General features: G+C 66.6%; 20 protein-coding genes. 12 read left to right on the top strand and 8 right to left on the bottom strand.

Going from position 1 to position 23,284, the window contains the following annotated elements; genetic code table 11:
* The first annotated feature begins 1 nt into the window (after nucleotide 1).
* The 4 genes from FB460_RS04815 to FB460_RS04800 are packed head-to-tail and all read left to right on the top strand — an operon-like array spanning nucleotide 2 to nucleotide 3,263.
* Nucleotides 2-910 carry a TetR/AcrR family transcriptional regulator gene (locus FB460_RS04815; protein ID WP_170209947.1) on the top strand — a complete coding sequence of 303 codons (909 nt, stop codon included), beginning with the start codon at nucleotides 2-4 and terminating at the stop codon, nucleotides 908-910.
* Nucleotides 911-932: 22 nt separating this feature from the next.
* On the top strand, nucleotides 933-1,820 hold the full coding sequence (locus FB460_RS04810; protein WP_142092924.1) for a beta-keto acid cleavage family enzyme: 888 nt from the start codon (nucleotides 933-935) through the stop codon (nucleotides 1,818-1,820).
* The gene (locus tag FB460_RS04805) at nucleotides 1,817-2,824 is read left to right on the top strand and encodes a 3-hydroxyacyl-CoA dehydrogenase NAD-binding domain-containing protein (protein ID WP_142092923.1); all 1,008 of its coding nucleotides are present in this window, start codon (nucleotides 1,817-1,819) and stop codon (nucleotides 2,822-2,824) included. Before FB460_RS04810 ends, FB460_RS04805 begins: the two co-directional genes overlap by 4 nt.
* On the top strand, nucleotides 2,817-3,263 hold the full coding sequence (locus FB460_RS04800) for a thioesterase family protein (RefSeq protein ID WP_142093368.1): 447 nt from the start codon (nucleotides 2,817-2,819) through the stop codon (nucleotides 3,261-3,263). Before FB460_RS04805 ends, FB460_RS04800 begins: the two co-directional genes overlap by 8 nt.
* A 66-nt stretch (nucleotides 3,264-3,329) precedes the next feature.
* Here the strand turns inward: FB460_RS04800 and cysK are convergent, their stop codons facing one another.
* Nucleotides 3,330-4,256, bottom strand: a complete 927-nt coding sequence (gene cysK / locus FB460_RS04795; RefSeq protein ID WP_142092922.1) for a cysteine synthase A — start codon at nucleotides 4,254-4,256, stop codon at nucleotides 3,330-3,332.
* Between the two features lie 147 nt (nucleotides 4,257-4,403).
* The gene (locus tag FB460_RS04790; RefSeq protein ID WP_142092921.1) at nucleotides 4,404-6,056 is read right to left on the bottom strand and encodes an FAD-binding dehydrogenase; all 1,653 of its coding nucleotides are present in this window, start codon (nucleotides 6,054-6,056) and stop codon (nucleotides 4,404-4,406) included.
* A 106-nt stretch (nucleotides 6,057-6,162) separates the two neighbouring features.
* Between FB460_RS04790 and guaA the strand changes: the two genes are divergently transcribed.
* Complete coding sequence (gene guaA / locus FB460_RS04785; protein ID WP_142092920.1) at nucleotides 6,163-7,752, top strand: glutamine-hydrolyzing GMP synthase; 1,590 nt, start codon at nucleotides 6,163-6,165, stop codon at nucleotides 7,750-7,752.
* A 99-nt stretch (nucleotides 7,753-7,851) separates the two neighbouring features.
* Here the strand turns inward: guaA and FB460_RS04780 are convergent, their stop codons facing one another.
* Both FB460_RS04780 and FB460_RS04775 read right to left on the bottom strand, forming a co-directional pair.
* Complete coding sequence (locus tag FB460_RS04780) at nucleotides 7,852-8,166, bottom strand: PspC domain-containing protein (RefSeq protein ID WP_142092919.1); 315 nt, start codon at nucleotides 8,164-8,166, stop codon at nucleotides 7,852-7,854.
* Entirely contained in the window at nucleotides 8,163-9,134 is a 972-nt protein-coding gene (locus tag FB460_RS04775; protein ID WP_170209946.1) for a PspC domain-containing protein, read from the bottom strand. Before FB460_RS04775 ends, FB460_RS04780 begins: the two co-directional genes overlap by 4 nt.
* 215 nt (nucleotides 9,135-9,349) lie before the next feature.
* On the opposite strand from FB460_RS04775, the gene FB460_RS04770 reads away from it, so the two are divergent.
* The 3 genes from FB460_RS04770 to FB460_RS04760 all read left to right on the top strand — a co-directional run bounded on the left by FB460_RS04770 (nucleotide 9,350) and on the right by FB460_RS04760 (nucleotide 11,874).
* The gene (locus FB460_RS04770; protein WP_246044243.1) at nucleotides 9,350-10,768 is read left to right on the top strand and encodes an ATP-binding protein; all 1,419 of its coding nucleotides are present in this window, start codon (nucleotides 9,350-9,352) and stop codon (nucleotides 10,766-10,768) included.
* A gap of 35 nt (nucleotides 10,769-10,803) precedes the next feature.
* Nucleotides 10,804-11,484, top strand: coding sequence for a LuxR C-terminal-related transcriptional regulator (locus FB460_RS04765; RefSeq protein WP_142093366.1), 681 nt, complete (start codon nucleotides 10,804-10,806; stop codon nucleotides 11,482-11,484).
* 108 nt (nucleotides 11,485-11,592) lie between these two features.
* Entirely contained in the window at nucleotides 11,593-11,874 is a 282-nt protein-coding gene (locus FB460_RS04760) for a GlsB/YeaQ/YmgE family stress response membrane protein (RefSeq protein WP_142092917.1), read from the top strand.
* Between the two features lie 112 nt (nucleotides 11,875-11,986).
* Here the strand turns inward: FB460_RS04760 and FB460_RS04755 are convergent, their stop codons facing one another.
* The gene (locus FB460_RS04755) at nucleotides 11,987-13,234 is read right to left on the bottom strand and encodes a phospholipase D-like domain-containing protein (protein WP_142092916.1); all 1,248 of its coding nucleotides are present in this window, start codon (nucleotides 13,232-13,234) and stop codon (nucleotides 11,987-11,989) included.
* Nucleotides 13,235-13,304: 70 nt separating this feature from the next.
* Between FB460_RS04755 and FB460_RS04750 the strand changes: the two genes are divergently transcribed.
* Nucleotides 13,305-15,788: a UvrD-helicase domain-containing protein gene (locus FB460_RS04750; RefSeq protein WP_142092915.1), complete on the top strand. Its 2,484-nt coding sequence runs from the start codon at nucleotides 13,305-13,307 to the stop codon at nucleotides 15,786-15,788.
* 99 nt (nucleotides 15,789-15,887) lie between these two features.
* On the opposite strand, the gene FB460_RS04745 is transcribed toward FB460_RS04750, so the two are convergent.
* Nucleotides 15,888-16,982 carry a M23 family metallopeptidase gene (locus tag FB460_RS04745; RefSeq protein WP_142092914.1) on the bottom strand — a complete coding sequence of 365 codons (1,095 nt, stop codon included), beginning with the start codon at nucleotides 16,980-16,982 and terminating at the stop codon, nucleotides 15,888-15,890.
* Nucleotides 16,983-17,275: 293 nt separating this feature from the next.
* Nucleotides 17,276-18,586 (bottom strand): peptidoglycan DD-metalloendopeptidase family protein, encoded by a 1,311-nt coding sequence (locus FB460_RS04740; protein WP_170209945.1) that lies wholly within the window; start codon nucleotides 18,584-18,586, stop codon nucleotides 17,276-17,278.
* Between the two features lie 248 nt (nucleotides 18,587-18,834).
* On the opposite strand from FB460_RS04740, the gene sucC reads away from it, so the two are divergent.
* From sucC to FB460_RS04725, 3 genes are all read left to right on the top strand, one after another.
* The gene (gene sucC / locus FB460_RS04735; protein ID WP_142092912.1) at nucleotides 18,835-20,013 is read left to right on the top strand and encodes an ADP-forming succinate--CoA ligase subunit beta; all 1,179 of its coding nucleotides are present in this window, start codon (nucleotides 18,835-18,837) and stop codon (nucleotides 20,011-20,013) included.
* A 14-nt stretch (nucleotides 20,014-20,027) separates the two neighbouring features.
* Entirely contained in the window at nucleotides 20,028-20,921 is an 894-nt protein-coding gene (sucD, locus tag FB460_RS04730; RefSeq protein WP_142092911.1) for a succinate--CoA ligase subunit alpha, read from the top strand.
* A 211-nt stretch (nucleotides 20,922-21,132) separates the two neighbouring features.
* Nucleotides 21,133-21,315 carry an antitoxin gene (locus FB460_RS04725; RefSeq protein WP_142092910.1) on the top strand — a complete coding sequence of 61 codons (183 nt, stop codon included), beginning with the start codon at nucleotides 21,133-21,135 and terminating at the stop codon, nucleotides 21,313-21,315.
* A 113-nt stretch (nucleotides 21,316-21,428) separates the two neighbouring features.
* Here the strand turns inward: FB460_RS04725 and FB460_RS04720 are convergent, their stop codons facing one another.
* The gene (locus FB460_RS04720; RefSeq protein ID WP_142092909.1) at nucleotides 21,429-23,222 is read right to left on the bottom strand and encodes a hypothetical protein; all 1,794 of its coding nucleotides are present in this window, start codon (nucleotides 23,220-23,222) and stop codon (nucleotides 21,429-21,431) included.
* Between the last annotated feature and the right edge of the window lie 62 nt (nucleotides 23,223-23,284).

Raw genomic sequence — 23,284 nt, 5'->3', positions numbered from 1 at the left:
TGTGGCATCCGAAGGACCCTTGCCGGTCGCCTCCGACGCCGAGATCGGCGCCCGTGCTCGTGGCTGTATCGCTGCGAGTGGCTATACCCAACGGGCTTTCGCCGAGGCCATCGACCTCGATGCCACCAAGCTCTCCAAGTCGCTCAGCGGGCGTCGACGCTTCACCGCCGACGAGTTGAAGGCGATCGCCGCCACCGCCGATGTCACGGTCCACTGGCTGCTCACCGGTGTGGAAGGCAGCGAGAGCGGATCGGCCGTCGCTCCGCCAGCGGCGATGCCGAGACGTATCCGGGAGACCCCACAGAAACAGCGCCGCCGTAGAGAGGTGCTCGCCGTGGCGTGGCGGTTGTTCGCCGAGGGCGGCTACCCGGGGGTCGGTCTTTCGGAGATCGCCGACGCCGCCGGCGTCAGCCCGTCGATGATCGCCTACTACTTCGGCAGCAAACGAGAATTGCTCGATGAATGCCTGCGGGTCAGCGTCAAGGATGCCTATGACCGTCAGACAGCAGACTTCGGGACCCTGGGACATGCCCGCGACCGACTGCTGCACCTTTTGACGATCCAGGCCCCCGATGCCGATGAACAGATGCGGTTGGAGTGGTCGATCTGGTTGCAGGTGTGGGCGGTCTCGATCACCGATCCGCGCTCGCGGGAGAGCCACGCCGATGCCTACCGACGCTGGACTGCCACCGTTGCCAATGTGCTGCGTGAATGTCAGAACGCAGGCGTGGTGCAGGATCGCCCGCTGGATGATCTGGTGGGTGAACTCACCGCTCTGTTCGACGGCCTGGGTCTCCAGATGCTGATGGGCACGATCGATGCCGCCACCCTCCACCGCCGGGTCCGCGCCTATCTCGAGCACGCCGTGCTCGTTCCCGGCGCCGAATCCACCACCCCCTCCGACCGATGACCCCGAAGGAAGGACCTCTGCCATGAGCCGCAAGGTGATCTTGACCTGTGCCCTGACCGGTGCCGGTGAGACCACGACCAAGAGCGAGAACGTCCCGGTGACCCCGGAACAGATCGCCGACGACGCCATCGCCGCCGCCCGTGCGGGCGCGTCGGTGGTGCACATCCACGTGCGCGAGCCCGAGACCGGGCAGGGCTCGCGGAAGGTGGAGTATTACCGAGAGGTGCTGGAGCGCATCGCCGCCAGCGACGTCAACCCGGTGATCAACACCACCGCCGGCATGGGTGGTGATCTCATGCTCGATCCCGAGAACCCCCTGCAGCCGCTCGAGGGCACCGACCTGGTCAACCAGACCGAGCGTCTGGCCCACGTGACCGAACTGCGTCCCGAGATGTGCACCATCGACTGCGGATCGCTCAACTTCGGTGAGGGCAGCATGGTCTACGTCTCCACGCCCGACATGCTTCGACAGGGGGCCGCGGCCATCCGTGATCTGGGCGTGAAGCCCGAGATGGAGATCTTCGACACCGGAAACCTCTGGTTCGCCAACGTCATGGTCGCCGAGGGCCTGCTCGATCCGCCGCCGCTCTACCAGCTGTGCATGGGCATCCCCTACGGTGCGCCTGCCGACCCGGGCCTGCTGGAGTCCATGGTCAAGCTCCTGCCGGAGGGCGCGCAGTGGGCGTCCTTCGCCATCGGGCGCAACCAGTTCCCGTGGGTGGCCCAGTCGGTGTTGCTCGGCGGGCACGTGCGCGTCGGGCTCGAGGACAACCTGTACCTGCGCAAAGGCGTCAAGGCCACCAACGCACAGTTGGTGGAGAAGGCCGTGGGCATCATCGATTCGCTCGGTGAACAGGTCGCCACCCCTGACGAAGCCCGTGAGCTGCTCAATCTCGGAGGTGCTCGATGAACCTTCCCGCATTCGATGACGTCACCACGATCGGCTGCGTCGGCGTCGGCACCATCGGCGGGGGCTGGGTGGCCCACTTCCTGGCGCGCGGTTACCGGGTGAAGGCCTGGGATCCCTCGCCGGACGCCGAGGAGAAGCTCCGCACGCTCATCGACATGGCCTGGCCCGCCCTCACCGAGCTTGGGCTCGCCGAGGGCGCCGACCCGCATGCGGTCACGGTGCACTCGGATCTGGCCGAGGCCCTGGACGGCGTCGGCTTCGTGCAGGAGAGCGCGCCGGAGGACCTCACCCTGAAGCGTGAACTGTTCGCCAGGATCGAGGCGGCGCTGGCCCCCGGTGTGGTGGTGGGGTCCTCGACCTCCGGTTACTCCATGACGGAGATGGCCACCGAGCTGAACGATCCGGGCCGGTTCGTGGTGGGGCACCCGTTCAACCCGCCGTACCTGATCCCATTGGTCGAGGTCGTCGGGGGCGAGGGATCGGACGCCGACGCTGTGACATGGGCCTCGGGTTGGTACGAGCACATCGGCAAGTCGGTGATCACCATGGAACGTGAGGTTCCGGGGTTCATCGCCAACCGACTCCAGGAAGCCATGTGGCGTGAGGCGCTGCACATGATCGAGAACGGTGAGGCCACCGTCGAACAGATCGACCTCTCCATCACCGAGGGGCCGGGGTTGCGTTGGCCGTTGCAGGGGCCGATGCTGACCTTCCATCTGGCTGGTGGTCCCGGCGGGATGGCGCACATGCTCGACCACTTCGGCCCGTCGCTGAAGTCCCCGTGGACGCGGTTGGGCGCCCCCGAGCTGACAGGTGAACTACGCGATCGCGTCGTCGCCGGCATCGACGAGGAAGCGCAGGGCCGCAGCGTCGCCGATCTCATTGCGCAGCGTGATCGGTCCATCATCGCGATCCGCCGCATCATCGACCAGATCCGGGCTGATGAGGGCAACGGTGGAGCCGGTGACGAGGGTGAAGGACCAGGAGGGCCCCCGCATGCGTGAGGTGCTGCATCGTGGCATCGAGCCGGAGTGGATCGACTACAACGGACACCTCTCCGAGGCCTACTACGTGCTGCTGTTCGGGTTCGCCACCGATGCGGTGATGGACCTCACCGGCATTGATGAGCAGTACCGTTCCGAGCAGAACGCTTCGCTGTACACGGTGGAGGCCCACGTGCGGTACCTGAGAGAGGTGTCGGGTGATGCGCAGGTGACGGTGCGCAGTGGGGTGGTCACTGCCGGGGCCAAGAAATTGCATCTGGCCCACGAGATGGTGGTGGACGGAAACGTCGTGGCGACCGAGGAGATCATGGCTCTTCACGTCGCCGGCGAACCGGCCTCGACCGCTCCGTTCCCCGAGGCCATCGCTGCACGCATCGCCGACCTCGGCACGGTGGCGCCCGATTGGACGGGCCGTTCGATCAAGCTGAAGCAGCCCTGAGCAGCCCGCCTCGACGTTGTGCCGAATAGACGCGGCACAACATCGAGGCGGAAGGGGCTTGGGGGATCAGTCCATGAGGTCGGCGTACAGCGGTGTGGAGAGATACCGCTCGCCGAACGACGGGATGATGACCACGATGTTCTTGCCCGCGGCCTCGGGGCGTTTTGCCACCTCCAGGGCCGCGTGCAGTGCTGCGCCCGAGGAGATGCCGACGAGCAGGCCTTCGTTCTGGGCTGCGGCCTTGGCCGTGTCGAGGGACGTGTCGATGTCCACGGCGAGAATTTCGTCGATCACGTCGCGATGCAGGATCGGGGGCACGAAGTTGGTGCCGATGCCCTGGATCTTGTGCGGCCCGGGGGTGCCCCTGCCGAGCAGCTGCGATTCGAAGGGCTCCACCGCGATGACCTTCACCTCAGGCTTACGCTCCTTCAGCACCTCGCCGACGCCGGTGATGGTCCCGCCGGTGCCGACACCGGCCACGAAATAGTCGATGGTGCCGTCGGTGTCCGTCCAGATCTCCTCGGCGGTCGTCTCGCGATGCACCTGCGAGTTCGCCTCGTTGGAGAACTGGTCGACCCGAACGCCGCCGCGTTCTTCGGCGATGCGCTGGGCGGCATCGACCGCGCCCTTGATGCCTTCGGAGGCCGGGGTCAGCACCAGCTCGGCCCCGAAGGCGCGCAGCAGGGCGCGACGTTCCTTCGACATGGTTTCGGGCATCGCCAGCACGACCTTGTAGCCACGTGCCGCGCCCACCATCGCCAGAGCGATGCCGGTGTTGCCCGAGGTCCCCTCGACGATGGTTCCGCCGGGCTTGAGCTGTCCCGAACGTTCGGCGGCGTCCACCATGGCGACGCCGATGCGATCCTTGACGCTGCTGGCGGGGTTGGTGAATTCGAGTTTTGCGTAGACGTTCGCGTCGCCCTTGTTGAGGCTGTTGATGCGTACGAGTGGCGTGTTGCCGACCACCTGAGTGACGTTGTCGAAGATCTTCATAGACCTATTAAAGATCCTAATGGGCCGATAATTCCAATTCGGCTCCGTGTGAGACGCATCACATCGTTGCGGTGGGAGGGGTCAGAGGGCCGGGCGCGGGATCTGCATTGCTGATGGAGACGGCAGTGCGGGGCTCGGCAGGCCGGCTCAAAGATCCCGCGCCAACGCAGATCCGGCTCGACGCCCGCTGAACAGGCAGCCCCCGAGGAAGGTGCCCTCCAGCGCCTTGTGCCCATGCACCCCGCCGCCCCCGAAACCTGCGGCTTCGCCCACCGCATACAGTCCGGGCACAGGTTGACCGTCGACGCCCAGCGCCCGCGCATCGAGATCGGTCTCGATGCCGCCCAGCGTCTTGCGGGTCAGGGTGTGCAAACGTGCAGCGATCAGGCGTCCGCCCGAGCCGTGATGTCCCGGCCTCCCCGGATCCAGCAGGCGGTGCGGTGGGACGACCCGCATCACTCGGTCGCTGAAGAACGATCGTGCGGCTCGCGTGGCCACCACTTGGGGGTCCTTGCCCAGTTTCGACGCCACCTGCTCGTCGCGGGCGGTGATCACCTGCATCAGCTCGGAGGCATCGATACGGTCTGCTCCGACCAGCTCGTTCATCCGTCGAGCGAGATCGGCGACGGTGTCGGCCACCACGATGTCGAGTCCGGCGTCGATGAACGCCTGAACCTCCGGTGTCGGCCCCGGCCGCAGGCGTTTCGACAGTGCCGCGACGTCCTTGCCCGTCAGGTCGGCATTCTGCTCCGAACCCGACAGGGCGAACTCCTTCGCGATCGTGGCCTCGTCCAGCACGAACCAGGAATGGTCTCCGCGTGCGGTCGCCTCCTGAAGCGTTCCCAGGGCGTCGAAACCGGGATAGTTCGGCGCCGGGAGCCGTGCCCCGTCGGCGTCCAGCCACAGCGACGAGGGCCCCGGGAGGATGCGGATGCCGTGCTTGGTCCACAGCGGGTCGTGGTTACGCAGTCCCTCGGGGTAGTGCCACATGCGGTCGCGGTTTATCAGGCGTCCGCCGGCGGCTTCGGTGATGGGCAGCATCGATCCGTCCACGTAGTCGGGGACGCCCTGCACCATGGATTCGGCCGATGGGGGAGAGCCCCACGGCCACAGTTCGCGCACCAGATCGATGTTTCCGCCGATGCCGCCGGAGGCCACCACCACAGCTTGGGCACGCAGATCGAACCGGCCCACCACTTCGGTGCTGGTGGGGCGCCCGCGTTCTGCGTCGTCGTCAGCCAGTATGTCCCCTCCCACGTGCCATCCGCTCGCGTCGTGCGACATCTCGGTGACGTACCGGCGTCCACGGAACTCGATGTGCGGTGACGCGGCCACCTGGCGCGCGAACGGTTCCACCAGCCCCGGCCCAGTACCCCATGTGATGTGGAAACGCGGAACCGAGTTGCCGTGTGCACCGAAGGTCTGCCCGCCGCGTTCGGCCCACTGCACCAGCGGGAACAGGCCGATTCCCTGATCACGCAGCCAGCGACGTTTCTCGCCTGCGGCGAAATCCACGTATGCCTCGGCCCACTTGCGCGGCCAGTGATCCTGTGGGCCGTCGAATCCGGCTGAGCCGAGCCAGTCCGCGAGTGCCAGCTCGGCGTTGTCCCGCACGCCCAGTCGACGCTGCTCGGGGGAATCGACCAGGAAGAGCCCGCCGAACGACCAGAAGGCCTGGCCGCCGATCGACTGTGGCCCTTCCCTGTCGAGGATTGTCACCCGCCGTCCAGCACTCGCGGCGGTCACGGCGGTGACGAGACCGGAGAGCCCGGCCCCGATGATGATGACGTCGGTGTCCATGCCTCAACACTGCCATGTGCGGCGGCCCGGGTGAAGAAGTGATCGCGGTCGGGCCTTGGGCCCTCGAGGTGTCGAGCAGTGCCGCGAAGGCCCTAGAATCGTTCCCATGTCCCAGACCGTGCAGCAGAACGCCGAGGCCCATGACACCGTCGTGGTGGTCGATTTCGGAGCCCAGTACGCCCAGCTCATCGCCCGTCGCGTGCGGGAGGCCAATGTCTTCTCGGTCATCGTGCCGCACACCGCGTCGGTCGAGCAGATCCTCGAACACAAGCCACGGGCGGTGATCCTCTCCGGTGGCCCCAGCTCGGTCCATGTGGAGGGTGCGCCGCAGATCGATGCCGCACTCTTTGACGCCGATGTCGCGGTCTTCGGCATCTGTTACGGCTTCCAGGCCATGGCCCAGGCCCTCGGCGGCCACGTGGCAGCGACCGGTCAACGCGAATACGGACGTACCGCGACGCGCGCCACCGAGCCGGGAACCCTGTTCTCGGGCCTCGACCTCCCCGGCGCGCACGCCGAGTTCCGCACCTGGATGAGTCACGGTGACGCCGTGCACGCGGCACCAGAGGGGTTCACGACGCTCGCGTCCACCGATGGCGCGCCCGTCGCCGCCTTCGAGCATCCGGAACGACGCCTGGCCGGTGTGCAGTTCCACCCCGAGGTTCTGCACACCGAGCATGGGCAGCGCATCCTCGAGGCGTTCCTCCACGACATCGCGGGCTGTCGTGCCGACTGGACGCCGGCGAACATCGTCGCCGACTCGGTGGCCTCCATCCGCAAGGAGGTGGGGGACAGCCGCGTCCTCTGCGCGCTCTCCGGTGGCGTCGACTCGGCCGTGGCGGCGGCCCTTGTGCAGCGCGCGATCGGTGACCAGCTCACCTGCGTCTTCGTCGACCACGGCCTGCTGCGTGAGGGCGAGGCCGAACAGGTCGAACGTGACTACGTGGCTGCGACCGGCGTCGATCTGGTGGTGGCCTCCGTCGCCGATCAGTTCCTCGGCCATCTGGCCGGCGTCACCGACCCCGAGCAGAAGCGCAAGATCATCGGACGTGAGTTCATCCGCACCTTCGAGGCCACGACGCGTCAGATCGCCGATGATCGGGGCATCGACTTCCTGGCTCAGGGGACGCTCTACCCCGATGTCGTCGAATCCGGCGTCGGCGAGGGTGCGGCCAACATCAAGTCCCACCACAACGTGGGCGGGCTGCCCGATGATCTGCAGTTCAAGCTCATCGAGCCGCTGCGCACCCTGTTCAAGGACGAGGTCCGTGCGGTGGGGCGTGAACTGGGGCTGCCGGAGGAGATGGTGAACCGCCACCCCTTCCCGGGTCCCGGGCTGGCGATCCGCATCGTGGGCGCGGTCGACGCCGAACGCCTCGCGATCCTGCGTCGTGCCGATGCCATCGCCCGCCACGAGCTCGCCGCTTCGGGGCTCGATGGCGAGGTCTGGCAATTCCCGGTGGTGCTGCTGGCGGACGTGCGGTCGGTGGGTGTCCAGGGCGATGGGCGGACCTACGGGCATCCGATCGTGCTGCGTCCGGTGACGAGTGAGGACGCCATGACCGCTGACTGGAGCCGCCTGCCATTCGATCTGCTCGAGCGGATCTCCACCCGCATCACCAACGAGGTGCCCGAGGTGAATCGCGTCGTGCTGGATGTCACCAGCAAGCCGCCGGGCACCATCGAATGGGAGTGAGCGGCGAAGAGCCGTGAGGGGATGAGGGCGCTGCGGCGCCCTCGTTCCGTCTCAGCACCCGTTGACCGGGATGCGTGGCTGACCGGGCTCGCGGAGGGGTCAGCGCAGGTCGTCGGCGTTGTGGATGTACTGACGTCCGGCATGGGGGTCGGGGTAGGGCTGGCCGCCGTGCTTGTCCTTACGTGACTTCGTCCAGTCCGAGGCCCGGTTCACCGCGTCCTGGGCGATGATGTGCCCGTTGGCCTGTGGCATGAGGATCCAGCCGAGGATGTACAGCGCGGGGCCGACGCCGGTGAACAGCACGATCGCTGCGGTGATGAGGCGGACGAGGGTGGCGTCGATGTTGTATTCCTCGGCGATGCCGCCGCAGACGCCGGCGATCATGCGGTCGGAGGTGGAACGCTGGAGGGTCATGTTGTTCCCTTTCTGGCTGTTGAACGGGGTTCGGATGGGGCGGAATGCCCAGATGTGCGATTCCGCGCAGATGTCTGGTCGCGTTTGGTGCGGCTGGCGATCAGGCCGGCGATTCCTGCGATGACGCAGGTGATGGCCACGCCGACCGAGATGCCCTGGTCGTCGACGCCTGGTGCGGCGCTGAGGCCACCGATGATCGTGCCGCCCAGGGCCAGCACGATGAGCAGAGTGATCAGGACGCGGCGCGAGCGTCGACGCGACGGTGTCGGTTCCTCTGCTGCGGGTTCTCCGGGGGGCGAACCGGGCGGTGTCACGAACTCCGAAGCCAGACCCTCGGGCTCGGGGAAGGCATCGGCGATGGGGCGGTGATGTCCGTGGATGGGGCCCGGAGCTCCCATGGCTGGGGGGCGAGGCGCGTGGGGTGATTGTGGATGTGGCCCCGGTCCAGCCGATGGGTGGAGTCTGGCCGTGTGTGGGGTCTGGAACCCGGTGAACGGTGGGGCTCCGGCGAAGCGGTGGCCGTGCGGTTGCTGCAGCAGAGCCTGCTGGGCGCGGGCCCGTTCCTCGGCGAGCAGGCGATGTGTCATCTTGGTGCGACGCTGCTGACGTCCACAGATCCACCAGGTGACACCGATGATGATGGCCGGCGCGATACCGAACGGCAGCAGCACGCTCAGCACGGCCATGACCGGGATGATGATGACCGCCGCCAGGAGAGCGAGCAGTGCCGGATTCGCCTTGCGCAGCCCCGGGATCATGCGGTCCACCGGCGCTGATGCCTGTGCAGACGGCAGCCACACCCAGGCGACCCCGTAGAGAGCGATGCCGACGCCGCCGCTGAGCGCCAGCGTCACCGCCATGACTCGGAGCAACACCGGGTCGACCGACCAGCGTTGCGCGAGCGCACCACAGACACCGGCGATGCGCCGGTTGGTGGTGCTGCGCTCGGCAGGCAGGCTCTCCAACATGTGTCCATTCTCTCCCGGGAGCGTGATGGAAGCCATGGGGCATGACCCCGAAACCTTCCCGATACCCCGCAGGAGACCGTGATCCGGCCCGGAACCACGGGGCCGGGCCCATAGAATCGACCCTGAGTGGCCGGGACTCGTCCGGGTGCGGCTCGGGGGTATCCCGGGTGACGGGAGCCCGGCCAACGACCAGACTTGATGGTCGAGGAGGGCCCATGCAACAACCCGAACGGACGTGGCAGCACACGTCGCCCGTTCCTGCACCCATGCCCTCCACACAGTCCCAATCGGGGACGCAGAGCCCTCCGGGCGGACGCGGCCCGAACCCGGGCGCCACCGGCGAGGGTGCAGGATCGCCGCATGCCTACCGCACCGTGGACCGCGCGTGGATCGGCGGCGTCTGCAGTGGCCTGTCGGAGCACCTGGGTTGGTCGGTGCTGGCGCTGCGCATCATGTTCGTGCTGCTCATGCTCGTCAGTGGGAGTGGCATCGTCATCTACGCCGTGTTGTGGCTTTTGCTGCCGGTGCAGGTGCGCGCCGAGGCGCCCGGGCTGGAATCGGCGTCACGTCGTGGCATGCGGCAGGAACCGAAGAAGCGTTCACGCCGTGACCTGCACCGGGCTGCTCCGGTGGCGCTGTTGGCCTTTGGCCTCATCATCCTGATTCAGATCGGCGGGATCGGTCTGGAGCCCCAGCTCTTCTGGCCGATGGTGTTCGCCGGGGCCGGCGTCGCCCTGGTGTGGCACACCGCCGACGCCAATGCCGAAGCAACCGGGCCCCGTCATTGGTACGGCCCTCTGATCAGTGGGAGCCGACTGGCCACGGTGGCGCGCGTAATTTTCGGTATGACGCTCGTCGGGGCCTCCGTCGGTACTGTGCTGGCCCAGCGAGGGCAGCTGGATGCTCTTCCCGGAGCCTTGGCCATCGCCGGTCTTCTGGTGGTGGGCCTTGGACTGGTGGCGGCCCCGTGGATCCATCGGTCCAGTGTTGTGTTGCGGGAGGCTCGGGAGGAGAGGGTCCGCGCGGACGAACGCGCTGACATGGCTGCCCATCTGCACGACTCGGTGCTGCAGACCCTCGCCCTCATCCAGCGTCAGGCCGATGACCCCAGGGCCGTGGCCACATTGGCTCGGCGGCAGGAACGTGAGCTGCGGACATGGCTGTATGGCGATGTGATTCGCGAGGAGTCCCTCAAAGCCGCTCTCGAAGCCGCAGCGGCGGAGGTCGATGACGAATGGGGCGTTCCGATCGAGCTCGTCTGTGTCGGTGATGTGCCACTCACCGGCGATGTGGAGGCGTTGATCCGTGCCGGGCGTGAGGCCATGGTCAACGCGGCGAAACACTCCGGTGCCGGACGCATCGATGTGTTCGCCGAGGTGGTCGATGAGCAGATCGAGCTGTTCGTCCGCGACCGCGGAAGTGGCTTCGTCATGGACGATGTGGCCGAGGATCGCCAAGGCGTTCGCGGTAGCATCATCGATCGCATAGAGCGCCACGGTGGCCGGGCCGAGATCCGTTCGGCCCCGGGGGAGGGGACCGAGGTGCGGCTGTTCCTTCCCGTCCCCGATCCCGAATCCAGTCAACGAGATCCCAATCAGAGACCAGACGCCGATGCCCCCAAGGAGCATGTGTGAGTGACCTGACCGACCCCGCCAACCAACCCGCTCGACTGGGATCGGGCCTCCCCGCTCCCGAGAAGCCGGAGCCCAATCGGCTGCTGCGCGTCGTGGTCGTCGACGACCACGCGATGTTCCGGGCCGGTGTCAAGCATGAGATCGGCTCCAGTGTGAAGGTGGTCGGCGAGGGCGAGGACGTGGCCTCGTCGGTCGAAGTCATCACCCGGACCAAGCCCGACGTCGTGCTCCTTGACGTCCACCTCCCCGGTGGCGGTGGCGCCGAGGTGATCAAGCAGGTGCATGTGGTCGACGCCGATCAGCGTTTCCTCGCCCTGTCGGTCTCCGACGCCGCCGAGGACGTCATCGGCGTCATCCGTGCCGGTGCCCGCGGCTATGTGACCAAATCGATCAATGCCGTTGAACTCATCGACGCCATTCGACGCGTCGCCGACGGGGACGCTGTGTTCTCCCCACGTCTGGCCGGGTTCGTGCTCGATGCGTTCTCCGGCTCCATCGACATCGCCGAGGTGGATGAGGAACTGGACCGTCTCTCGCAACGGGAACGTGAGGTCATGCGCCTCATCGCCCGCGGGTATGCCTACAAGGAAGTGGCGCGCGAACTGTTCATCTCGGTCAAGACCGTTGAGACCCACGTATCGAATGTGCTGCGTAAACTGCAGTTGTCGAATCGCCACCAGTTGACTCGCTGGGCCACCGATCGGCGGCTGGTGTGACACGAGCCACGCCGAAACTGGTTGATGTTTGCATGATCGGGGAAATGTCGGCATGATGAAGATGTCCGGTCCCCAACTCCGAATTCCCTCGAACAGTCAGGAGTAGACATGATTTGGGCCGTCATTTCTTGGATCATCATCGGCGCGATCATCGGCGGCCTGGCCCGTCTGATCATGCCGGGCAAGCAGGACATGGGCTTGGTCGCCACCATTCTCCTCGGCGTTGTCGGCGCCATCGTCGGTGGTTTCATCGTCGGCCTCCTCGGCGGCGACGGCGGCATCAAGGGCATCATGCAGAACCCGTGGAGCTTCGGCACCATCGCCCTCGCGGTGGTCGGTGCTCTCATCCTCATTTTCATCTTCGGTTTCATCACCAAGAAGAAGGCCTGATCTCAGGTCTTCGATAACCGCAAGGTCCGTACAGTCCAGACTTCAACCACGATGCCCCGCCGCGAACCGTTCGCGGCGGGGCATTGTCATCACCCGGGGTGGGGCAACGACCTCACAGGAGGGGGCTGAGTGGTTTGAGGACCGATTCGGAGAGCTTCACCATCATGGGGCGCTTCTCCCACTGCTCGAGGGTGAGTTCGCTGCAGTTGGTCAGATCCATCTCGAAGATGTCGGCCATGGTGCTGTTGAGGGCGTCGTCAACCAGGGACAGGTTGATCTCGTAGTTGCCTTTCAGCGACAGGGGGTCGAGGTTGGCGGTGCCGATGGTGGTCCAGGCATCGTCGATCAGTGCGGTCTTGGAGTGCACCATGGCGTGCTGATAGCAGAACAGGCGGACGCCTCCGCGCAACAGGGGGCGGAACGAGCCCCGGGCGACCCAGTCGGCGACGATGTGGTTCGAGTGGTACGGCACGATGATCCGCACGTCGACACCGCGCTCCACCGCGTCGGTGAGGGCGGTGATGATGTCGTCATCGGGGATGAGGTAGGCGTGCGTCATCCAGATCCGTTCACCGGCTCTGTCGATGTTCTCCAGGTACATGCTCCGGATCGGATACAGCCGCTGCAGCGGGACGTTGCGCACCACCTGGACCGAGGGATCCCACGACCGTCCGCTGATCGCGGGGAGGTGTTCATTCTCGGGTGCGAAGAGGTTCCAGTAGTCGACGAAGGCGTTCTCGAGTTCGAGAACGGCCGGGCCCTCCACCCGCAGGTGGGTGTCGCGCCAGTCGGCGGCGTATTCGTCGCCGACGTTGTAGCCACCGATGAATCCCAGACGGTGGTCGACGGTGAGGATCTTGCGATGGTTGGAGCCGTAGTGCCGCGGATGCCAGAACAGGACGCCGCCCATCACCAGGGGGTGACTGCGCGCTCGGATGTTCGGGTGGTCGGAGAAGTCGAAGAATTCCGGGTGCAGAACACCGTCGGTGAAGAACACCTTGCCGAGTTCGTCCCAGACCAGATCCACCTGGACGCCCCGATCGGCCGCGCGCACAAAGGCGTCACGGAAGCGGCGGCCGGTGGCGTCGGTCTTCCAGATGAACGTCTCGAAGCGGATGTGCTCGGTGGCGGCGTCGATGGCCTCGATCATGTCGTCGAACAGGTCATGGCCATAGGTGTAGACCGTGGCGTTGTTGCTGCGGGACTGCACGGCGGTGGGGGCCTGCCGCGGGAACGACGTGGGTGCCTTGTTCTTCTTGCGGCGGGCGTCGACCACCATGAGTCCGAGGAGCGTCGCCACCTGGATGCCGAAGACGGCCAGCACGATGCGGCTCAGGATGCGCCTCGTCGTTGTCCACATGGGTGAAAGGTTATAGGTCGAAGCGAAACGTGGTCCCCATGTGTCGGTGTCGCGCCGTAGTGTGGCCCTGATGAACTCCGCAGCCCTGTTCCCCGAGCCGACCCCTGCTTCGACGCAGCGCGATGCCGCGTCTTCTGGATCTTCGTCGACGCGTCCGCCGACCGTCGACGCCGAGACGCTGCTTGCCGGCCTCAACGGCCCGCAGCGTGAGGCCGTGACCCATGCCGGCAGTCCGTTGTTGGTGGTGGCCGGGGCAGGCTCGGGCAAGACGCGGGTTCTGACGCGTCGCATCGCATGGTTGGTCTCGCAGCGGCAGGTGCATCCGGGGTCGATCCTCGCGATCACGTTCACCAACAAGGCTGCGGCCGAGATGCGTGAACGTGTGGCCGACACCGTCGGGAACCGGGCCCGACTCATGTGGGTCTCGACGTTCCACTCGGCCTGTGTGCGGATCCTTCGTGCGGAGATCGGGCGGTTCGACATCGCGCGCACGTTCTCCATCTACGACGGGGCCGACTCCAAGCGGCTCATGCAGATGGTGCTCGCCGATCTGCATCTGGATCCGAAGAAGTTCCCGACCCGTGACGTCCTCAACTGGGTCTCGGACGCCAAGAACGAACTGGTCGACCACGAATCCTGCGCCGGGCGACCGGTGCCGGGTGGATGGGGCGGTACCGAGCTCGCCGAGGGCTATCAGGAGGCCTACCGGGAGTACCAGCGTCGGCTCCGCGCCGCGAACGCACTCGACTTCGACGATCTCATCATGACCACCGTGCACCTGCTGCAGGCGTTCCCGGAGGTCCGTGAGGTCTATCGGCGGCGCTTCCGGCACGTGCTCGTCGACGAGTACCAAGACACCAACCACGCTCAGTACCAGCTCATCCATGAACTGTGCGCCGACCCCGAACAGCTCGAGAACGCCGAGCACCTGCGTGCACTCGATTCACCCGAGCTCATGGTCGTCGGTGATTCGGACCAGTCGATCTACGCGTTCCGTGGCGCCACGATCCGCAACATCCTCGATTTCGAGGCCGATTTTCCCGGCGCCCGGACGATCCTGCTGGAGCAGAACTACCGCTCGACGCAGACGATCCTCACCGCGGCCAATGCCGTCATCACCCGCAACGAGGGGCGTCCGGCCAAGAACCTGTGGTCCGACGCCGGTGACGGCCCGCAGATCGTGGGTTACGTCGCCGACACCGAGCACGATGAGGCGCGTTGGATCGCGTCGGAGATCGATCGTCTGGTGGACGAGGGTGAAGCGGCCTACGGACAGACCGCGATCTTCTATCGGACGAACGCGCAGTCCCGTGCCTTCGAGGAGGCCTTCATTCGCACCGGCCTGCCGTATCGGGTGGTGGGTGGCGTTCGATTCTACGAGCGCAAGGAGATTCGGGACGCCATCGCGTATCTGCGTGCGATCGCGAACCGTGACGATGACGTGTCGGTCCGGCGCATCATCAATGTGCCCAAGCGGGGGATCGGGGACCGTTCGGTGGATGCGGTCGCCGAACGTGCCGCGCGGGACCGCATCTCCTTCGGCGCTGCGCTGCGTCAGTACAAGGACCTGGGACTCGCTTCGCGTGCCACGAAACTGCTGGGTGCCTTCAACGACCTCCTCGACGAAGCCGCGAAACTGGCCGAGACTGCACCGGCCGACCAGGTTCTGGGGCACATCCTCGAGGTCTCCGGGTATCTGGCCACGTTGCAGGATTCTGAGGATCCGCAGGATCAGACGCGGTTGGAGAACCTCGCCGAATTCGTGGCGGTCGCCGAGGAGTTCGTCGGGAGCGCCACCGCCACGGATGTTCCCGACGAGGTCGACGACGAGACCGGCGAAGAGGCCGGAGAAGAAGCCGGAGAAGAGGCCGAGGCCCCCGATCTGGCCGACACCGATCCGTCCCTGGCCGCCTTCCTCGTGCGGATCGCACTGGTGGCCGACGCCGACCAGATTCCTGATTCTGATGAGAACGGCATGGTCACGCTCATGACGCTCCACACCGCCAAGGGTCTGGAGTTCGACACCGTGTTTCTGACCGGCATGGAAGACGGCACGTTCCCGCACATGAGATCCCTCGCCGACCCCACCGAGCTGGAGGAGGAGCGACGGCTGGCCTATGTGGGCATCACGCGCGCACGGAACCTGCTGCACCTGTCGCGCGCACAGACGCGTGCAGCCTGGGGCGCACCGCAGCACAATCCGCCGAGCCGGTTCCTGGAGGAGATCCCCGAACGGCTCATCGACTGGAAGCGGCTCGGATCCTCCAGCACGTCGTGGAGCGACACGGGTTCGGTCGGCCCCTGGGGAAGCGGTGGTGGACGCGCCACACGCAGCGGCTCGGAGGCATCGTTCCCGAGCCGCGTGACGCAGGCCCGCGCCAACAAGCAGGTGCCGGTGCTGGAAGTGGGTGAGAAGGTCGTCCACAGCAGCTTCGGGCTGGGCACGGTGTTGGCGACGTCCGGCAGTGGGGACGCGGCGAAGGCCGACGTGGACTTCGGCTCAGCGGGGGTCAAGCGTCTGGCGCTGAAATTCGCGCCGCTGGAGAAACTCTGACCATGCAGTGACGCCGCCTCGGCCTGTCACCGACATGGAGCAAAGAGTGACCCCACCGGCGGAAGCCGGTGGGGTCACTCTCGTGGTTCGTGGTTCGGGTCAGAGGTTGACGCCGAGGCCCATGAGCCAGCGGGCGGGGTCGTCGGTGGTGTAGGGGTCTCCGACGGTGCTGGCGTTGGGGTAGTGCTCGAAGTGGAGGTGGGGGCCGAAGGTGCGGCCGGTCATGCCGACGGCGCCGATGGGTTGGCCGGCTTTGACGGTTTGGCCGGGGGAGACCGAGGCTCCGCTCATGTGGGCGTAGAGGGTGGCGGATCCGTCGCTGTGGCGGATGACGACGTGGGTTCCGGCCCAGCCGCCGCCGTTGGCGGGGATGACCACGCCGTCGGCTGCTGCGCGCAGGGGTGTGCCCACGGGGGCGGGAAGATCTTGGCCGGTGTGGTAGCGCGACCACGCACCGACAGCGCCCCAGCGTGCGCCCACGGTGTAGGAGCCGGGAGATATGGGCGTCGCGCCCTTGCCCTTGATGCCGCCGCTGCTGGACTTCGGCATCGGCGGGAGTGCGCCGGGTTCTTCCTGGGCTTCCCCTTCGGCGCGCTGGTCCTTGAGAGCCTTCTCGGCCTTCTTCTTCTCTTCTTCGAGGCGGGCCTGCTCGCGCTTGATGGCCTCGTCGTTGTCGATCAGCTTGTTCGAGCGGGCGTCCTGAACGGCTTTGCCGGACTCATCGAAAGCATCCTCGTTGGTCTGCACGAGTGACGAGCTGCGCTCTGCGGCGCGCTTGTCGGCCATGGCGCGGTCGAGTTCATTGCGCACGGCATTGCGGCTGGCTTCGGTGGCGGAACGGTCGAAGACCTCGAGGCTGCCGTTCTCCGACTCGCCGGCCTCCTGCTCCTCCTGCTGCGCGGCGGCACGCTCGAGGCGCTGCTCCTGCGCGGCCACTTCGGGCTCGGCGCGAGAGGTGTCGGGGTTTCCGGTGCCTTCGACGCGGGTCTCGTCCACGTGATTGGCCTGTGCGGTCGAGGCGAGGTTCACCGCGCCGATCGTGCCCAGGCCCAGCGTCGAGATGGCCAGTGCGGCCAATCCGTGCGCGATGAGCGAGCGGGTGCCCAGGGCGGGATCGACTTCTTCCAGCTTCGCCTCGGGGGTCGCGTTCATCGCGCGACGTGCCTTGGTGCGGCGCAGCGGGTTGATCCCCATGGAGTCTCCTAGGTGTTCGGTCACTCTCAGCCGCTTGCGGGAATCTGGCCTCGCAGCGACCTCAACAAAGGTAACGGATTGGTAACCCGACCTCAAATCTCCGTGACGCTCGGCAGGGTTGTGGAGTCACGTGCGTGTGGAGCGGGGGAAACCCCACGGGCATCAGGGTTCTCCCTGATGCCTGCAGGGGGCGGGATGGCTCGGCCACCCCCTCTCGCGATGTGACCTTCGTCACTTTTTGTGCTTTTCGTGTGACATTCGGCCCTCGAAGGTCACGGGGCTCGTGGTTCGGGTCAGAGGTTGACGCCGAGGCCCATGAGCCAGCGGGCGGGGTCGTCGGTGGTGTAGGGGTCTCCGACGGTGCTGGCGTTGGGGTAGTGCTCGAAGTGGAGGTGGGGGCCGAAGGTGCGGCCGGTCATGCCGACGGCGCCGATGGGTTGGCCGGCTTTGACGGTTTGGCCGGGGGAGACCGAGGCTCCGCTCATGTGGGCGTAGAGGGTGGCGGATCCGTCGCTGTGGCGGATGACGACGTGGGTTCCGGCCCAGCCGCCGCCGTTGGCGGGGATGACGACGCCGTCGGCTGCTGCGCGCAGGGGTGTGCCGACGGGGGCGGCGAGGTCGACGCCGGTGTGGTAGCGCGACCATGAGCCGACCGCGCCCCAACGGGCACTGACGCTGTAGCCGCCCGCTGCCACTGGGGTGGCGGCGTTCCCATCGACGTCGGCCCGACCCCCGGCCAGCTCTTCGGGGCGTGGCGGCAGGAGTGGGCCGCGTCGTTGCTGGGCGGCATCGTGACGAGACTGCTCTTCTGCCCGCCGCTGTTCGGCCAAGGCCTGTTCGGCTTTCCGCTTCTCCTCCTCGAGTCGAGCGTTCTCCCGTTTGGTGGCTTCCTGGGTGTCCACGAGCCTGCGGCCCCGGGCGTCCACCACACGCTCATCGGAGGTCGCGACCGCGCGGTCGTTGGTGTGGGAGAGCTGAGCGTCACGATGGTGGGCGCGGCGACCGGCGATGGCGCGGTCGAGTTCTTGGCGAACCGGGTCGGAGACCGAGGCCTCGGCCGACCTGTCGAACACCTCGAGCTCGCCGTTCGTGGTCTCATCCTCGGGGTTGGGGTCGGGCTCGTTGCCCAGAGCACCGACAGGAGGCCTGACGGCCTCGACCGGGATGGCCTGCGAGGTGTCGGGGAGCCCGGCACCCGAAGCGCGATGATCCATCGCTTCGGTGGTCGCCGCCGTGTTCGCCCAGAAGATCATCCCGGTCGCGAACAGCGCCACCAGAGACAGACCCAGCGCAGTGATGCCGTGACTCGCGACCTGCAGCAGGGGTGTGACGCCATCGGGGTCATCGTCGGCGATGACGGCATCGGCCTCGACGGGAGCGGTGTGTGGGTGGGGAGTCGCGCGGTTCTCTCCGCGAGGGGCTGCAGGGCCACGTCCGGGCGCAGCCGCCGTGGCGGGGCGGCCGGGTGCCGTGGGCGCGGGGAAGCGCTGGGCAGGGGCCGCAGAGGTATGGGCCGCACGGAGCCGGGCGATCTCGTCCCGGCGCAGGGTCCGGTCGGCGTCCAGGGCGATCGGCTGCCGGAACGAACCAGAAGTGCGCATCATGTCCTCGTCCAGAAGAACTCGCTCACGTGAAGTGCTGCTCGGGGCGCAGCGCTTGGAGGGGTGGGGAAGTGGGCGAACGTTGTGGTCTGCGCACCACATTAGGAAGGGGGCATGTGGACGCGCCATGCCTCTGTGGCGGTGATTTCCGGTTTGAGCGTTCCGTACGTGCGAACCGGGTGTGTCGCCGAAGTTCCTGGCTCGCTAGGCTGCGGAAAGACAAATGTCGTCACCACAAGGATGGAGCCGTCGTGGATCTCTACGAATACCAGGCGCGCGACGTATTCGAGTCGCACGGTGTGCCGGTTCTCCGGGGCATCACCGCCACCACCCCCGATGAAGCCAAGCAGGCCGCTGCCGATCTCGGCACTCCGGTCGTCGTCGTCAAGGCGCAGGTCAAGACCGGCGGCCGTGGCAAGGCCGGCGGGGTCAAGGTCGCCAAGAGCGCTGATGAGGCCGCAGAGAAGGCCGAGCAGATCTTGGGCCTGGACATCAAGGGCCACGTTGTCAAGAAGGTCATGATCGCCGAAGGCGCTGACATCGCCGAGGAGTACTACTTCTCGATCCTGCTCGACCGCGCCGAGCGTCGCTACCTCGTCATGTGCTCCAAGGAGGGCGGCGTGGAGATCGAGCAGCTCGCCGTCGAGCGTCCCGAGGCGCTTGTGCGTGAGCCGATCGACCCGGTGGCCGGCCTGGACGAGGCCAAGGCCCGCGAGATCGCCACCAAGGCCGGTTTCGACGACGCCGACGCTGACAAGCTCGCCCCCGTCTTCGTGAAGCTGTACGAGGTGTACACGGCCGAGGATGCCTCGCTCGTCGAGGTCAACCCCCTGGTCAAGACCGGTGCGGGTGACATCATCGCGCTGGATGGCAAGGTCACCCTCGATGACAACGCGCGTTTCCGCCACCCCGACCACGAGGCGCTCGTCGATATCGACGCCACCGATCCGCTCGAACTCAAGGCCAAGAAGCTCGACCTCAACTACGTGAAGCTCGACGGCAACGTTGGCGTCATCGGCAACGGCGCAGGCTTGGTCATGTCGACGCTCGATGTCGTCGCCTACGCCGGTGAGGAGTTCCCCGGCAAGCCCTCGCCCGCTAACTTCCTCGACATCGGCGGCGGCGCCAATGCCGAGGTCATGGCCAACGGTCTCGATGTCATCATCGGCGACGAGCAGGTGAAGTCGGTGTTCGTGAACGTGTTCGGTGGCATCACCGCCTGTGACGCGGTCGCCAACGGCATCGTGAAGGCCTTCGAGATCCTCAAGGCCAACGGCACCGAGCCCAAGCCGCTCGTCGTGCGTCTGGACGGCAACAACGCAGATCTCGGCCGTAAGATCCTCGATGAGGCCAACCTCCCCGGGCTCGAGCGCGTCGACACGATGGACGGTGCGGCCCGCCGGGCTGCCGAACTGGCTGATCAGGCCTGAAAGGACGTTGAACCATGGCAATTTTCCTCAACTCTGATTCCAAGGTCATCGTCCAGGGCATGACCGGGTCCGAGGGCATGAAGCACACCCAGCGCATGCTCAACTCCGGCACCCAGGTGGTCGGTGGCACCAACCCGAAGAAGGCCGGCCAGAGCGTCGAGTTCGACGGCGGTGTCTCGATCCCCGTGTTCGGAACCGTGGCCGAGGCCATGGCCGAGACCGGCGCCAACGTCTCGGTCATCTTCGTCCCTGCAAAGTTCACCAAGTCGGCCGTGGTGGAGTCCATCGAGGCCGAGATGCCGCTGGTGGTCTGCATCACCGAGGGCATCGCGGTCAAGGACACCGCCGAGTTCTACACCCTCACCAAGGGCACCAAGACCCGTCTCATCGGCCCGAACTGCCCCGGCATCATCTCCCCGGAGAAGTCGAACGCGGGCATCATCCCGTCCGACATCGCGCCGAAGGCCGGTCGTATCGGTCTGGTCTCGAAATCGGGCACGCTCACTTACCAGATGATGTACGAGCTCCGTGACCTCGGCTTCTCCACCGCCATCGGTATTGGTGGCGACCCGGTCATCGGCACCACGCACATCGACTGCCTCGAGGCGTTCCAGGACGATCCCGACACCGATGCCATCGTCATGATCGGCGAGATCGGCGGCGACGCCGAGGAGCGCGCCGCCGCCTATATCGAGAAGAACGTCACCAAGCCCGTCGTGGGCTACGTGGCCGGCTTCACCGCTCCCGAGGGCAAGACCATGGGCCACGCCGGCGCCATCGTCTCGGGATCTTCCGGCACCGCGGCAGCCAAGAAGGAGGCCCTCGAGGCCGCCGGCGTCAAGGTGGGCAAGACGCCCACCGAGACCGCTGAACTGATGCGTGCGGTCATGGAGAACCTCGGCAAGTGAGCCTTGCTCTCCCGGATCTGACGCTCGGGAACGGCGTTTCCTGACCCGTCACGAGCCCCGGACCACCTGTGTTCTGCAGGAGGTCCGGGGCTCGTCGGTTCGTGGGTGAGAGCCGCGAAAGGGGGAGGGGGTCGGAGCGGGAAGATGGTGGTCGCTAGCGTGGGTGTCGTTGGTCACCCCCAACGTCTGACCGTCAAACGAAGGAGAGACCATGAACGACTTTCTGAACAAGGCCAAGGACTTCGCCGGCGAGAACCCCGACAAGGTCCAGCAGGGCGTCGACAAGGGCCAGGACATGGTCAACGAGAAGACCGGCAACAAGCACTCCGAGCACGTGGAGAAGGGCGGCGACGCCATCAAGAAGGGCCTCGGCATCGGAGACGACAAGAAGTGAGCTGAGCCTCTCAGCATGACGAAGGACCCCGGCGTACATGATGTGCGCCGGGGTCCTTGCTGTCATCGATCGCTTGCCGTCTTCAGCCGGTCGTTGCTCTCAACGGGTCTGGGTCAGCCGCTCTGCGTCGCTCGTTGGCCGGCCCTCTTGTTGACCCGCGCCCACTCGTCATCCTCGAGGTCGAAGTCGCCCTCGGGATTCATGCGGGTGTAGATGACCTTGGTGCCCGACTGGACGACGGCGACACGGTAGGTCGACTTCTGGTTGCCGCCGAGTTCCTGGGTGACGGTGAACCAGCGTCCTTCGACCTCCATGCCGCCGGCTCCCTTGGCCTTCACCTCGCCCTTCTGGGGCACCTTCGCAGTCAGCAGGCGACTCTCGCAGCCGTCGATGCTGTCGCCGATCTCGGAGACGAGATCTTCGGCATCGCCCGTGTTCGGCATGGTCAGCACGACCTCGTCGATGCCGAACTCCGCCGGAGCGCCGGGGTCGTTGCGCAGCAGGTAGGTGCGCTGCTGGCGTTTCTGGGGGCCCGAGACGGTGGCGAAGTCGACGGCCTCGCAGTTGCTGCCGTCACCGACGTCGACCTCCTTGGTGAGGGCCGTGCCGGCCCAGTTGCCGGTGCCTGGCGTGATGCGCGGGATATCGCCGGCCGCGAGGAAGCCAGGCTCGTCGCCACCGGCGGGAGGCATGGAGTCCTTGACCTGCATGTCGCTAGCCGAGCACAGTCCGGCGGCTGAACCACACTGGCGATTTATCACCTGACGTGCGGCGTCGGCCACATCGTCGGCGGAGACCGAGGAGTCCTTCTGCGCGACATCGATGATGTTGACGTTCTGGCCGGTGCGGGCCAGGACGACGGTGTGGTACTCGGGCGTCTGGTCCTGCAGGACCAGCTTCACCGCCACGGCCTCGTCACCGAGCCCGGTGATCTCGTAGCCCTCCTGCACGTGCAACGGCGATCCCTGGCAGCCGCCGATCTCGGTGGAGCGGAACTGGAAGTAGCTCTTGGCCTCATCGGTCGAACCGAAGCCGTCGACGCGGTGGAGTGCGGCGGTGCCCTTGTCGCCCGATCCGGTCAGCGTCCGCAGGAAGGTGCCCTTGGGCAGAGGCTGCCCGTTGGGGGTCGTGGTCACGCAGGCGACGCCCACGGACTGCTCGCCCACCTGATCGCTGGTCTGTGTCGCGTTCCAGTCCTGCCCGGAGTCGAGGGACTTGGAGATGTCCGCGGTCATCAGACTGCCCTCGGTCACCAGCGGCGCAGGATCATTGGTCGTCTTTGCAGTGGGCGTGGGGGACTGCATCAACGCGGCGGTCTCCCGCTTTCCATTCCACATGAAGAAGCTGGCGAGCACGACGATGGTCAGGACCACTGCGGCTCCGGTGACCAGCGCGGCGGTGATGTTTCGCTTGTCGGTCTTCTGCCCGGCACGGGTCGGGACGCGGAACCAGGGCTTGCGCTCGGCGACGCGGCGTCCGACCGGGGCCTCGGGCTCGGATTTCCCGACCAGGGGAAGGCGGTCCTTCCAGGACTTCTTCTCCTTCTGTTCCGGGCGTGGCGCGAAGGGATTCTTCTCAGGGTCATCCGAGTCGACGCGGGCCTTGCCCAGGCTCGCGGCGTCGATCGTCTTGTCTTCGGCGTCGACGTCGCCACGGTTGGGGGCGGGAGCGGTCAGGTCGGGGGAGGGGGTGCCGGAATGGCCGCCACCGGTGGGCTTGGACCAAGCCGTCGAGCTGCCGGCTGCAGAGGCTCCTGCGCCCGTCGCGAAATCGGGGCCACGGTGCGGCGTGGAGGGGGAATCGCCGCTGGTGCCCAGATCGCCGCTGGTGCCTAGTTCACTGCGCAGGACCGTCTGGTCGTCCCGTGCCCCGGGACGATCTGTTTTGGGCAGGTCACCTCGAAGCACGGTCTGATCCGCCGGCGGTGGAGCGTCATGACCGACTCCCCCCGGAGTCGAGGAGCCGAACC

The organism is Propioniferax innocua (assembly GCF_006716235.1).
Taxonomy (GTDB): Bacteria; Actinomycetota; Actinomycetes; order Propionibacteriales; family Propionibacteriaceae; genus Propioniferax; species Propioniferax innocua.
This window is presented reverse-complemented; position numbering and strand designations above follow the sequence as displayed.